The sequence below is a fragment of the Lelliottia sp. WB101 genome (genome assembly GCF_003051885.1).
GTDB classification, from domain to species: Bacteria; Pseudomonadota; Gammaproteobacteria; order Enterobacterales; family Enterobacteriaceae; genus Enterobacter; species Enterobacter nimipressuralis.
This window is the reverse complement of the sequence record NZ_CP028520.1, coordinates 2,206,591-2,220,777: the sequence shown is the minus strand read 5'-3', so window position 1 is coordinate 2,220,777 and position 14,187 is coordinate 2,206,591. Positions and strand designations below refer to the sequence as shown.

Sequence of the window (14,187 nt, the reverse complement as noted above, 5' to 3'; positions counted from 1 at the left end):
CTGTGATGTTGTCAAAATTTAAGCGTAATAAACATCAACAACACCTTGCTCAACTACCGAAGATTTCTCAGTCAGTTGATGATGTCGAGTTCTTTTATGCTCCCGCCCATTTCAGGGAGACGCTTCTGGAAAAGATTGCGAGTGCCACGCAACGTATTTGCATTGTGGCGCTTTATCTCGAACAGGATGAAGGTGGACGCGCGATTTTAAGCGCGGTCTATGAAGCTAAACGCCAGCGCCCGGAACTTGACGTTCGTATACTGGTTGACTGGCACCGTGCACAGCGCGGACGAATTGGCGCTGCCGCATCCAACACCAATGCCGACTGGTACTGCCGTATGGCACAGGAAAACCCAGGCGTTGACGTCCGTGTGTATGGTGTTCCTGTCAATACGCGCGAAGCCCTGGGCGTTCTGCATTTCAAAGGATTCATCATTGATGACAGCGTGCTGTACAGCGGCGCCAGCCTCAATGACGTTTACCTGCATCAGCTCGATAAGTATCGCTACGACCGCTACCATCTGGTTCGCAATGCACAGATGGCGGACATCATGTTTAACTGGGTCGATCAAAACCTGGTTCATGGTCGTGGCGTCAATCGTCTTGACGATCCGAATCGTCCAAAAAGCCCGGAAATCAAAAACGACATCCGCCTTTTCCGTCAGGAATTGCGCGATGCGGTTTATCATTTCCAGGGAGACGCAAATAATGAACAGCTGTCCGTTACGCCGCTGGTCGGGCTAGGAAAATCCAGCCTGCTGAACAAGACCATCTATCATCTGATGCCGTGTACTGAGCAGAAGCTGACGATCTGTACGCCGTACTTCAACTTACCGGCAATCCTGGTGCGTAATATTATCCAGCTGCTGCGCGATGGTAAAAAAGTCGAAATCATCGTTGGGGATAAAACCGCAAATGACTTCTTTATTCCGGAAGATCAGCCGTTCAAAATTATCGGTGCGTTGCCCTATCTTTATGAAATCAACCTGCGTCGCTTCCTGAGCCGCCTGCAGTATTACGTCAACACCGATCAACTGGTGGTGCGCCTCTGGAAAGACGAAGACAACAGCTATCATCTGAAGGGGATGTGGGTTGATGATGACTGGATGCTGCTGACCGGGAATAACCTCAACCCGCGCGCCTGGCGCCTGGATCTGGAAAACGCCATTCTGATCCACGATCCGCGACATGAGCTTTCAGCCCAGCGTGAACGTGAACTTGAGCTGATTCGTACCCATACGACTACCGTTCGCCATTACCGCGATTTGCAAAGTATTGCGGACTACCCGGTGAAAGTGCGTAAGCTTATCCGCCGTTTACGCCGTATTCGTATTGACCGTCTGATTAGCCGCATTCTGTAACGACCAGGCCCTGTCAGTGACGGGGCTTTTTTTTGGAGTCTGTTATGCGCGTTTTGCTCCTGCTCATTTCCCTATTACTTTCAGGCTGCAGTCATATGGCTAATGACAGCTGGCAGGGTCAGGATAAAGCCCAGCACTTTATCGCCTCAGCGATGCTTTCCGCCGCCGGTAATGAATACGCGCAGCACCAGGGTGTGAGCCGCGATCGCAGCGCCGTCTACGGATTCATGTTCTCCGTCAGTCTTGGCGCATCGAAAGAGTTATGGGACAGCCGCCCTGCAGGGAGCGGCTGGAGCTGGAAAGATTTTGCCTGGGATGTTGCCGGTGCCACCACCGGCTATGCGGTGTGGCAACTGGCACATTATTAAAGACGAATGCCTTTCCCTTTGCGGTGTAGCATCAGTGAGACAATAAACGCCAACGCCCCCATCACGGTGACATACCAGAAAAAGGTGTTTTCACTGCCTACCGATTTCAGTGTTAACGCGACATATTCTGCCGAACCGCCGAAGAGTGCATTAGCAACCGCATACGACAATCCCACTCCCAGAGCGCGGACCTGAGCAGGGAACATTTCTGCTTTCAATATTCCGCTTATCGACGTGTAAAAACTCACGATAATCATCGCTACCATCACAAGTGCGAAGGCTGCATAGGGAGATGATACATGTTGCAGCGCGGACAAGACTGGGACTGTACAAAGCGCGGATAACCCACCAAAGATGAGCATGGATGTCCGCCGCCCGATTCTGTCTGATAGTGCGCCAATCAATGGCTGAATCAGCATGAACACAAATAAAGCCGCCGTCATGACGATACTGGCCACATTGGCGTGCATCCCAGTGGTATTCACCAGGTACTTTTGCATATAAGTGGTGAACGTGTAAAAGCTCAGCGAACCGCCAGCGGTAAACCCTAACACCATGACAAATGCTTTTCGGTTACGCCATAACCCTTTCAACGAACCTGCTTCTTTCAGCGCCCTCACCTCTTTTTGCGAGGTTTCATCAAGCTGTCGGCGCAGCCACAGAGCCACGACCGCCAGAACCGCTCCCATCGCAAAAGGTATGCGCCATCCCCAAGAATGCAATTGCTCATCCGTCAGCACCTGCTGCAGAACAACCACCACTAAAATAGCCAGCAACTGCCCGCCGATCAGTGTGACGTACTGGAAGGAGGCGTAAAAACCTTTCCGCCCTTCCACAGCAACTTCACTCATGTAGGTAGCACTTGTACCGTATTCACCGCCGACGGAAAGGCCCTGGAACAATCGAGCCAGTAATAACAGCGCAGGTGCCCACGTACCGATCGTGTCATATCCCGGCAGACAGGCAATCACCAGCGATCCGAGGCACATCATGCAGACAGAGATCAGCATTGAGGTTTTACGCCCTTGTCTGTCTGCAATTCGGCCAAACAGCCAACCGCCAATTGGACGCATCAGAAATCCTGCAGCAAATACCCCTGCGGTTTGGAGCAACTGGGTAGTCGTGTTGCCGGACGGAAAAAAGATATGAGCAAAATAGAGGGAACAAAACGAGTAAACGTAGAAGTCGAACCATTCAACCAGGTTGCCGGATGACGCGCTGACAATCGCCCATACTCTGCGCCGGGTATCGCTGTCAGCCAGCGTCCCGTGCGATGTGATACCTTCGGTCATTTAAGTGTGCTCCTGCCATAAGACTTAAGCGTGTTGGACGCTAAGATCCAATCATTTAGTAAATGAAATGTTATATTTTTGTTATATTTAACATTGTGATTTGAATCACACATTTACTTAGCAGGGTAATCGATTAGGAGGAATACCAGGAATGGAACTGAGTGGTGAGAAAGTTTCACGGAGGGAAGCAGAGGAACAAATAAGAAAGGACAAAAACGCAAAAAGGCCATCCTTGCGGATGGCCTCTTCACTTAATTGATGCCTGGCAGTTCCCTACTCTCACATGGGGAGACCCCACACTACCATCGGCGCTACGGCGTTTCACTTCTGAGTTCGGCATGGGGTCAGGTGGGACCACCGCGCTAAAGCCGCCAGGCAAATTCTGTATCAACACGCATTCCTGCGCATTAATTAATCTGTATCAGCTGAAAATCGACTGTCTCTGCTTCGCCAAAACATCTTCGGCGTTGTAAGGTTAAGCCTCACGGTTCATTAGTACTGGTTAGCTCAATACATCGCTGCACTTACACACCCAGCCTATCAACGTCGTAGTCTTCAACGTTCCTTCAGGACTCTCAAGGAGTCAGGGAGAACTCATCTCGGGGCAAGTTTCGTGCTTAGATGCTTTCAGCACTTATCTTTTCCGCATTTAGCTACCGGGCAATGCCATTGGCATGACAACCCGAACACCAGTGATGCGTCCACTCCGGTCCTCTCGTACTAGGAGCAGCCCCCCTCAATTCTCCAGCGCCCACGGCAGATAGGGACCGAACTGTCTCACGACGTTCTAAACCCAGCTCGCGTACCACTTTAAACGGCGAACAGCCGTACCCTTGGGACCTACTTCAGCCCCAGGATGTGATGAGCCGACATCGAGGTGCCAAACACCGCCGTCGATATGAACTCTTGGGCGGTATCAGCCTGTTATCCCCGGAGTACCTTTTATCCGTTGAGCGATGGCCCTTCCATTCAGAACCACCGGATCACTATGACCTGCTTTCGCACCTGCTCGAGCCGTCACTCTCGCAGTCAAGCTAGCTTATGCCATTGCACTAACCTCCTGATGTCCGACCAGGATTAGCTAACCTTCGTGCTCCTCCGTTACTCTTTAGGAGGAGACCGCCCCAGTCAAACTACCCACCAGACACTGTCCGCAACCCGGATCACGGGTCTACGTTAGAACACCAGCCATTAAAGGGTGGTATTTCAAGGTTGGCTCCACGCAGACTGGCGTCCACGCTTCAAAGCCTCCCACCTATCCTACACATCAAGGACCAGTGTTCAGTGTCAAGCTATAGTAAAGGTTCACGGGGTCTTTCCGTCTTGCCGCGGGTACACTGCATCTTCACAGCGAGTTCAATTTCACTGAGTCTCGGGTGGAGACAGCCTGGCCATCATTACGCCATTCGTGCAGGTCGGAACTTACCCGACAAGGAATTTCGCTACCTTAGGACCGTTATAGTTACGGCCGCCGTTTACCGGGGCTTCGATCAAGAGCTTCGCGTTGCCGCTAACCCCATCAATTAACCTTCCGGCACCGGGCAGGCGTCACACCGTATACGTCCACTTTCGTGTTTGCACAGTGCTGTGTTTTTAATAAACAGTTGCAGCCAGCTGGTATCTTCGACTGGTTTCAGCTCCGTCCGCAGGGACTTCACCTACACACCAGCGTGCCTTCTCCCGAAGTTACGGCACCATTTTGCCTAGTTCCTTCACCCGAGTTCTCTCAAGCGCCTTGGTATTCTCTACCTGACCACCTGTGTCGGTTTGGGGTACGATTTGATGTTACCTGATGCTTAGAGGCTTTTCCTGGAAGCAGGGCATTTGTTACTTCAGCACCGTAGTGCCTCGTCATCACACCTCAGCGTTAAAAAGGTACCGGATTTACCTGGAACCTCCGCCTACATGCTTAAACCGGGACAACCGTCGCCCGGCTAACATAGCCTTCTCCGTCCCCCCTTCGCAGTAACACCAAGTACAGGAATATTAACCTGTTTCCCATCGACTACGCCTTTCGGCCTCGCCTTAGGGGTCGACTCACCCTGCCCCGATTAACGTTGGACAGGAACCCTTGGTCTTCCGGCGAGCGGGCTTTTCACCCGCTTTATCGTTACTTATGTCAGCATTCGCACTTCTGATACCTCCAGCATGCCTCACAGCACACCTTCAACGGCTTACAGAACGCTCCCCTACCCAACAACGCATAAGCGTCGCTGCCGCAGCTTCGGTGCATGGTTTAGCCCCGTTACATCTTCCGCGCAGGCCGACTCGACCAGTGAGCTATTACGCTTTCTTTAAATGATGGCTGCTTCTAAGCCAACATCCTGGCTGTCTGTGCCTTCCCACATCGTTTCCCACTTAACCATGACTTTGGGACCTTAGCTGGCGGTCTGGGTTGTTTCCCTCTTCACGACGGACGTTAGCACCCGCCGTGTGTCTCCCGTGATAACATTCTTCGGTATTCGTAGTTTGCATCGGGTTGGTAAGCCGGGATGGCCCCCTAGCCGAAACAGTGCTCTACCCCCGAAGATGAGTTCACGAGGCGCTACCTAAATAGCTTTCGGGGAGAACCAGCTATCTCCCGGTTTGATTGGCCTTTCACCCCCAGCCACAAGTCATCCGCTAATTTTTCAACATTAGTCGGTTCGGTCCTCCAGTTAGTGTTACCCAACCTTCAACCTGCCCATGGCTAGATCACCGGGTTTCGGGTCTATACCCTGCAACTTAACGCCCAGTTAAGACTCGGTTTCCCTTCGGCTCCCCTATACGGTTAACCTTGCTACAGAATATAAGTCGCTGACCCATTATACAAAAGGTACGCAGTCACCCCATAAAAGAGGCTCCCACTGCTTGTACGTACACGGTTTCAGGTTCTTTTTCACTCCCCTCGCCGGGGTTCTTTTCGCCTTTCCCTCACGGTACTGGTTCACTATCGGTCAGTCAGGAGTATTTAGCCTTGGAGGATGGTCCCCCCATATTCAGACAGGATACCACGTGTCCCGCCCTACTCTTCGAGTTCACAACGTGTGCATTTTTGTGTACGGGACTTTCACCCTGTATCGTGCGACTTTCCAGACGCTTCCACTAACACACGCGCTGATTCAGACTCTGGGCTCCTCCCCGTTCGCTCGCCGCTACTGGGGGAATCTCGGTTGATTTCTTTTCCTCGGGGTACTTAGATGTTTCAGTTCCCCCGGTTCGCCTCATGCCACTATGTATTCATGACATGATAGTGTGTCGGAACACACTGGGTTTCCCCATTCGGGTATCGCCGGGTCAAAGGTTCATATCACCTCGCCGACGCTTATCGCAGATTAGCACGCCCTTCATCGCCTCTGACTGCCAGGGCATCCACCGTGTACGCTTAGTCGCTTAACCTCACAACCCGAAGATGTTTCGTAAAACACCCTCGTGTCGCGAAAATTTGAGAGACTCGAACACACCGTCATCCTGTTCTTATTACGGAGAACAGACGCAGCGTGTCGTTTCAATTTTCAGCTTGATCCAGATTTTTAAAGAGCAAATATCTCAAACATGATTCCTGAGAATCAGTTTTGAGATATTAAGGCAGGTGACTTTCACTCACAAACCAGCAAGTGGCGTCCCCTAGGGGATTCGAACCCCTGTTACCGCCGTGAAAGGGCGGTGTCCTGGGCCTCTAGACGAAGGGGACACTGAAGTCTCAATCGCAAGACGCCTTGCTATTTACTTTTCATCAGACAATCTGTGTGGACACTACAAAGGCAGGTTCTTTCAGGTAAGGAGGTGATCCAACCGCAGGTTCCCCTACGGTTACCTTGTTACGACTTCACCCCAGTCATGAATCACAAAGTGGTAAGCGCCCTCCCGAAGGTTAAGCTACCTACTTCTTTTGCAACCCACTCCCATGGTGTGACGGGCGGTGTGTACAAGGCCCGGGAACGTATTCACCGTAGCATTCTGATCTACGATTACTAGCGATTCCGACTTCATGGAGTCGAGTTGCAGACTCCAATCCGGACTACGACGTACTTTATGAGGTCCGCTTGCTCTCGCGAGGTCGCTTCTCTTTGTATACGCCATTGTAGCACGTGTGTAGCCCTACTCGTAAGGGCCATGATGACTTGACGTCATCCCCACCTTCCTCCAGTTTATCACTGGCAGTCTCCTTTGAGTTCCCGGCCGAACCGCTGGCAACAAAGGATAAGGGTTGCGCTCGTTGCGGGACTTAACCCAACATTTCACAACACGAGCTGACGACAGCCATGCAGCACCTGTCTCAGAGTTCCCGAAGGCACCAAAGCATCTCTGCTAAGTTCTCTGGATGTCAAGAGTAGGTAAGGTTCTTCGCGTTGCATCGAATTAAACCACATGCTCCACCGCTTGTGCGGGCCCCCGTCAATTCATTTGAGTTTTAACCTTGCGGCCGTACTCCCCAGGCGGTCGACTTAACGCGTTAGCTCCGGAAGCCACTCCTCAAGGGAACAACCTCCAAGTCGACATCGTTTACGGCGTGGACTACCAGGGTATCTAATCCTGTTTGCTCCCCACGCTTTCGCACCTGAGCGTCAGTCTTTGTCCAGGGGGCCGCCTTCGCCACCGGTATTCCTCCAGATCTCTACGCATTTCACCGCTACACCTGGAATTCTACCCCCCTCTACAAGACTCTAGCCTGCCAGTTTCGAATGCAGTTCCCAGGTTGAGCCCGGGGATTTCACATCCGACTTGACAGACCGCCTGCGTGCGCTTTACGCCCAGTAATTCCGATTAACGCTTGCACCCTCCGTATTACCGCGGCTGCTGGCACGGAGTTAGCCGGTGCTTCTTCTGCGAGTAACGTCAATCACTGTGGTTATTAACCACAATGCCTTCCTCCTCGCTGAAAGTACTTTACAACCCGAAGGCCTTCTTCATACACGCGGCATGGCTGCATCAGGCTTGCGCCCATTGTGCAATATTCCCCACTGCTGCCTCCCGTAGGAGTCTGGACCGTGTCTCAGTTCCAGTGTGGCTGGTCATCCTCTCAGACCAGCTAGGGATCGTCGCCTAGGTGAGCCGTTACCCCACCTACTAGCTAATCCCATCTGGGCACATCTGATGGCAAGAGGCCCGAAGGTCCCCCTCTTTGGTCTTGCGACGTTATGCGGTATTAGCTACCGTTTCCAGTAGTTATCCCCCTCCATCAGGCAGTTTCCCAGACATTACTCACCCGTCCGCCGCTCGTCACCCGAGAGCAAGCTCTCTGTGCTACCGCTCGACTTGCATGTGTTAGGCCTGCCGCCAGCGTTCAATCTGAGCCATGATCAAACTCTTCAATTTAAGTTTGATGCTCGTGAATTAAACTTCGTAATGAATTACGTATGTTCACTCAGAGACTTTGGTATTCATTTAGCGTCTTTCGACGTTTAGAATCCATGTCACTTTGAGTGCCCACACAGATTGTCTGATAAATTGTTAAAGAGCAGTGCAACGCGGCTTTCGCTCACCGTTGCGAGGTCCCGTATAATACGTTTTCCTCATTCAGAGTCAAGCGTTTAATTTCGCTTTTCGCTGTCGGCGTTCATCGCTGAACCCCTGCTGTCCCGGCGGCTTGCGTGCCGTTGTTCCGTGTCAGTGGTGGCGCATTATAGGGAGTTATTCTGAGGCTGCAAGTCTAAATCAGAAAATAATGACTGACTGCTCACTTTCCAGGCAAATTAAACCTCGAACGCTAAGTCTTGCCTGGTTTTTAAACAAAAACGAGCCCCGAAAGGCTCGTTTTTGATGTTTTGTGACTTACTGCACTGCCACAATTTTGTCTTCGTTGACTTCCAGACGAATCACTTTCCCTGGGACAAGCTCCCCAGAAAGGATTTGCTGCGCCAGCGGGTTTTCGATCTGCTGCTGGATAGCACGTTTCAGAGGACGTGCCCCGTAAACCGGATCGTAACCATTTGCACTCAGCAGCTTCAGCGCGTCGTCAGAGATGTGGATTTCATAGCCACGATCCTCAAGACGTTTATACAAACGCTGCAACTGAATCTGGGCAATAGACGCAATGTGTTTTTCCCCCAGAGGGTGGAACACAACAACTTCATCTATACGGTTAATGAATTCCGGACGGAAGCTCTGGCTAACCACGCCCAATACCAGATCCTTCATATGACCGTAATCCAGTTCGCCGAAACGTTCCTGAATCAAATCGGAACCCAGGTTCGAGGTCATGATGACCACAGTGTTGCGGAAATCGACCGTTCTCCCCTGCCCGTCAGTCAGACGTCCATCATCCAGAACCTGCAACAAGATGTTGAAGACATCCGGATGCGCTTTTTCCACTTCATCTAATAAGATGACGGAATAGGGGCGACGACGCACTGCTTCAGTTAAGTAACCGCCCTCTTCATAGCCGACATATCCTGGAGGCGCACCGACCAGACGCGAGACGGAGTGTTTCTCCATAAACTCGGACATATCAATACGCACCATCGCGTCGTCGCTATCGAACATAAAGTTCGCCAGTGTCTTACACAGCTCGGTTTTACCAACACCGGTCGGCCCCAGGAACAGGAACGAACCGATCGGGCGATTAGGATCCGATAAGCCCGCACGGCTACGACGAATCGCATTTGATACGGCTTCGACGGCTTCATCCTGACCGATCACACGATGGTGCAGATCATGCTCCATCCGCAGCAGTTTTTCGCGCTCCCCTTCCAGCATGCGAGCAACCGGAATACCCGTCCAGCGCGCCAGCACATCGGCAATTTCCACGTCCGTTACTTTATTACGCAGCAGACGCATGGTTTTGCCTTCTGACTGGGTTGCCATCTCCAGCTGTTTTTCCAGTTCCGGAATTTTGCCGTACTGCAACTCAGACATACGTGCCAGATCGCCCACGCGACGCGCCTGCTCAATGGCGATTTTCGCCTGCTCAAGCTCAGCCTTGATCGTCTGCGTGCCAGAAAGCGACGCCTTCTCAGCTTTCCACTCTTCTTCTAATTCAGAATACTGACGCTCTTTGTCGTCCAGTTCCTCATTAAGCATATCCAGACGCTTTTTACTCGCTTCATCAGACTCTTTCTTCAGCGCCTGCTGTTCAAGCTTGAGCTGAATGATTCTGCGGTCGAGTCTATCTAACTCTTCCGGCTTGGAATCAATCTGCATACGAATGCTGGACGCCGCCTCATCGATCAGGTCGATGGCCTTATCCGGCAGCTGTCGGTCGGCAATATAACGGTGAGACAGTGTCGCCGCCGCTACGATAGCCGGGTCAGTAATCTGCACATGGTGATGCAGTTCATAACGCTCTTTCAGGCCACGTAAGATGGCAATGGTGTCTTCCACCGTCGGTTCCGCTACGAACACTTTCTGGAATCGACGTTCCAGCGCAGCATCTTTCTCGATGTACTGTCGATACTCATCGAGCGTTGTCGCACCGACACAGTGCAGTTCACCACGCGCCAGAGCTGGTTTCAGCATGTTCCCGGCATCCATGGCCCCGTCGGCCTTACCGGCACCGACCATGGTGTGCAGTTCGTCGATAAACAGGATGACATTGCCTTCCTGTTTCGCCAGGTCGTTAAGCACGCCTTTTAAACGCTCTTCGAATTCACCGCGGTATTTCGCCCCCGCCACCAGCGACCCCATATCCAGGGCCAGCACGCGACGGCCTTTCAGCCCTTCCGGCACTTCGCCGTTAACAATTCGCTGCGCCAGACCTTCAACGATGGCGGTTTTACCGACACCGGGTTCACCGATCAGTACCGGGTTGTTTTTGGTACGACGTTGCAATACCTGAATAGTGCGGCGAATTTCTTCGTCGCGGCCAATCACCGGATCAAGCTTGCCTTGTTCCGCACGCTCAGTCAGATCGACCGTATATTTTTTCAAAGCCTGACGTTGGTCTTCGGCTCCCTGATCGTTCACGCTTTCACCTCCACGCATTTTTTCAATCGCCTGAGTCACATTGGCGGTTGTCGCACCGGATGATTTCAGCAGATCGGTCAGCGTACCGCGTGATTCAAGCGCCGCCAGAACAAACAGTTCTGACGAGATAAAGTTGTCCCCACGTTTTTGCGCCAGCTTGTCGCAAAGATTCAGCACGCGCACCAGATCCTGAGACGGCTGAACATCCCCACCGGTGCCTTCCACCTGTGGCAAACGACTCAGCGCCTGATCGACGGCTGTGCGCAGTTCGCCAGCATTAATGCCAGCAGACGTGAGTAAAGGACGTACCGATCCCCCTTCCTGATTCAGCAAGGCGCTCATTAAATGAAGAGGTTCGATAAATTGGTTGTCGTGCCCCAGTGCGAGAGACTGGGCATCGGCGAGAGCAAGCTGGAATTTATTAGTAAGACGATCCAGACGCATAACTCCTCCCATAACAGGTCAAATTTGCTACTGGAGATTAAATGAGGTCATCCCTCAATTATTCAAGGTTAATGACCTGAATTATACGAAAAGAAAACAGCGCGTTCCGGATCGTCTTGATTCGTTAGGTTATATCAGCCAAATGAAACTTGCCATACGACCTGTCGTGTTGTCGCGACGATAGGAGAAAAAATCACCCTTTTCGGTGAAGGTACAGCGATCGCCACCGAAGATTTGCGTCACACCGACATTGCCAAGCCGCTGGCGGGCAAGCTGATAGATATCGGCCAGGTATTTATCCCCTTTCGGCTGAAACGCACTGACGGCCTGCGAGTCTTTGTCGATAAAGGCGTCACGCACTTCTGGCCCGACTTCAAAGGCCTGTGGCCCAATCGCCGGACCGAGCCAGGCAATAATATTGCCCGGACGATCGCCAAAACACGCAACCGTCTCTTCAAGTACGCCCGCACACAGCCCGCGCCAGCCAGCATGGGCTGCTGCCACTTCGGTACCCGCGCGGTTGCAAAACAGAACAGGCAAACAATCGGCGGTCATTACGGCACAGACTGTCCCGGGAGTCTTACTGTAAGAGGCGTCGGCACGTTTTGAAGCATAGGGTTCGCCCGTCAGCCTCAACACATCTTTGCCGTGCACCTGCTCAAGCCAGACCGGTTTTGATGGCAGATTTCCTGCCGCAAACATACGCTTGCGGTTCTCTTCGACATGTTCCTGGTTATCGCCACAGTGGGCACCAAGATTTAATGACGCCCACGCGTCGTGACTGACGCCACCTACACGGGTAGAGCTACAGGCTGCCACGCCTTCAGGAATTGGCCACTCCGGGACAATCAGTTTGGTCATAACCAGTCCACTTTATCCTTATGTTCTTCAAAGTCCGCACGCATCGCGTCAATCAACTCGACCATATCCTGAGGAATTGGTGCATGCCATTCCATCTCGATACCTGTGATCGGGTGATAGAGACGCAGCATGGTCGCGTGTAATGCCTGGCGATCGAATTTACGCAGAGTGCTGATAAATTCTTCCGACGCGCCCTTCGGCGGACGCGGACGACCACCGTAAACCTGATCGCCCACCAGCGGATGGGTAATGTGCGACATGTGCACACGAATCTGGTGGGTACGGCCGGTTTCCAGACGCAGACGCAGACGCGTATGAATGCGGAAATGTTCCATAATGCGGTAGTGCGTTACCGCAGGTTTCCCCATCGGATGCACTGACATATGGGTACGCTTGGTCGGGTGACGGCTAATCGGCTCTTCAACCGTGCCGCCAGATGTCATATGACCAATCGCGACGGCTTCATATTCACGGGTGATTTCACGCAGCTGCAGCGATTCCACCAGACGCGTCTGGGCAGGAACCGTTTTCGCGACCACCATCAGACCGGTAGTGTCTTTATCCAGACGGTGAACGATGCCCGCACGCGGAACGTCAACAATCGGCGGATAATAATGAAGCAGCGCATTCAGTACGGTGCCGTCAGGATTACCGGCGCCAGGATGCACGACCAGGCCGCGCGGTTTGTTGATCACCAGAATGTCATCATCTTCATAGACGATTTCTAACGGGATCTCTTGTGCCTCAAAGCGGACTTCTTCTTCTATTTCAGCATTGATGGCGACGGCTTCCCCACCTAACACTTTCTCTTTTGGCTTGTCCCATACTTTGCCGTTAACCAGCACGCGCTGGTCAAGAATCCATTCTTTTATGCGTGAACGCGAATAATCAGGGAACATTTCGGCCAAAGCTTGATCTAAGCGTTGACCGAGCTGATTTTCGGAGACTGTTGCGGTGAGTTCTACTCGTTGTGCCATAGACTGCTTCTTCGTTTAACGTTGGGTTTTACGGCTTTGCCGTATAATATAGTGTGCTATTGTAGCTGGTCTTAATCGGGAGCAGGAAAGAGATTCTCCCGGACAAACATTTGAGGAAAGTCAAAACGTCATGACGCGCATGAAATATCTGGTGGCAGCGGCCACGTTGAGCCTGGCTTTGGTGGGCTGCTCCGGTTCAAATGAACAGGTCCCTGACAATCCGCCGAATGAAATCTATGCGACTGCACAACAAAAACTGCAGGACGGTAACTGGAAACAGGCGATAACGCAACTGGAAGCGCTGGATAATCGTTATCCATTTGGTCCGTATTCCCAACAGGTACAATTAGATCTCATCTACGCCTACTACAAAAATGCCGATCTGCCGCTGGCTCAGGCTACCATCGATCGCTTCATCCGTCTGAACCCGACTCATCCGAACATTGATTATGTCATGTACATGCGCGGCCTGACCAACATGGCTCTGGATGACAGTGCTCTGCAAGGTTTCTTCGGTGTTGATCGTTCTGACCGCGACCCGCAGCACGCGCGTGACGCATTCAATGACTTCTCCAAGCTGGTGCGCGGCTACCCGAACAGTCAGTACATCACCGATGCCACCAAGCGTCTGGTGTTCCTGAAAGATCGTCTGTCCAAGTATGAGTACTCCGTTGCCGAGTACTATACGCGTCGTGGCGCATGGGTGGCAGTGGTTAACCGTGTCGAAGGCATGCTGCGTGATTACCCGGACACACAAGCCACCCGCGATGGTTTGAAGCTGATGGAAAACGCGTACCGCCAGATGCAGATGAACGCACAGGCTGAGAAAGTGGCGAAGATTATCGCCGCGAACAGCAGCAATACCTGATCGTTCCCAAACGTAAAACGGCAGCCCAAGGGCTGCCGTTTTTTTATCCATTTCGCCATCCGCTGAAGCGGTTTGATGCCGACGAATCCTATCAACTATGGCTGCAATTCCTGAGTTCGACAAGGTAAAAAT

General features: G+C 52.2%; 7 protein-coding genes, 1 tRNA gene and 3 rRNA genes. 3 read left to right on the top strand and 8 right to left on the bottom strand.

Going from position 1 to position 14,187, the window contains the following annotated elements; all coding sequences use genetic code 11:
- The first annotated feature begins 5 nt into the window (after positions 1-5).
- Positions 6-1,361, top strand: a complete 1,356-nt coding sequence (gene pssA, locus DAI21_RS10715; RefSeq protein WP_107703088.1) for a CDP-diacylglycerol--serine O-phosphatidyltransferase — start codon at positions 6-8, stop codon at positions 1,359-1,361.
- Between the two features lie 44 nt (positions 1,362-1,405).
- Positions 1,406-1,729, top strand: a complete 324-nt coding sequence (locus DAI21_RS10710; protein WP_100779264.1) for a YfiM family lipoprotein — start codon at positions 1,406-1,408, stop codon at positions 1,727-1,729.
- Here DAI21_RS10710 and DAI21_RS10705 read toward each other — a convergent pair.
- The 8 genes from DAI21_RS10705 to rluD form a co-directional block, all read right to left on the bottom strand.
- Positions 1,726-3,021 carry an MFS transporter gene (locus DAI21_RS10705; RefSeq protein ID WP_107703087.1) on the bottom strand — a complete coding sequence of 432 codons (1,296 nt, stop codon included), beginning with the start codon at positions 3,019-3,021 and terminating at the stop codon, positions 1,726-1,728. The genes DAI21_RS10710 and DAI21_RS10705 overlap by 4 nt on opposite strands.
- Positions 3,022-3,281: 260 nt before the next feature.
- Positions 3,282-3,397: ribosomal RNA gene (gene rrf / locus DAI21_RS10700) — 5S ribosomal RNA — on the bottom strand.
- 95 nt (positions 3,398-3,492) lie between these two features.
- Positions 3,493-6,399 (bottom strand): 23S ribosomal RNA (locus DAI21_RS10695).
- 219 nt (positions 6,400-6,618) lie between these two features.
- Positions 6,619-6,694 (bottom strand) — tRNA-Glu (locus tag DAI21_RS10690).
- Between the two features lie 85 nt (positions 6,695-6,779).
- Positions 6,780-8,319: ribosomal RNA gene (locus DAI21_RS10685) — 16S ribosomal RNA — on the bottom strand.
- Together the 16S, 23S and 5S rRNA genes with 1 tRNA gene alongside form the textbook arrangement of a ribosomal RNA operon.
- 456 nt (positions 8,320-8,775) lie before the next feature.
- A complete protein-coding gene (clpB, locus tag DAI21_RS10680) occupies positions 8,776-11,349 on the bottom strand; it encodes an ATP-dependent chaperone ClpB (RefSeq protein WP_100779262.1) in 2,574 nt (857 codons plus the stop codon).
- A gap of 129 nt (positions 11,350-11,478) precedes the next feature.
- On the bottom strand, positions 11,479-12,210 hold the full coding sequence (gene yfiH / locus DAI21_RS10675; protein ID WP_107703086.1) for a purine nucleoside phosphorylase YfiH: 732 nt from the start codon (positions 12,208-12,210) through the stop codon (positions 11,479-11,481).
- Positions 12,207-13,187, bottom strand: a complete 981-nt coding sequence (rluD, locus tag DAI21_RS10670; RefSeq protein WP_102105361.1) for a 23S rRNA pseudouridine(1911/1915/1917) synthase RluD — start codon at positions 13,185-13,187, stop codon at positions 12,207-12,209. The genes yfiH and rluD overlap by 4 nt, the downstream gene beginning before the upstream one ends.
- A gap of 130 nt (positions 13,188-13,317) precedes the next feature.
- Here rluD and bamD point away from each other — a divergent pair, with 130 nt between their 5' ends.
- Complete coding sequence (gene bamD, locus DAI21_RS10660) at positions 13,318-14,055, top strand: outer membrane protein assembly factor BamD (RefSeq protein WP_100779259.1); 738 nt, start codon at positions 13,318-13,320, stop codon at positions 14,053-14,055.
- Positions 14,056-14,187 lie beyond the last annotated feature (132 nt).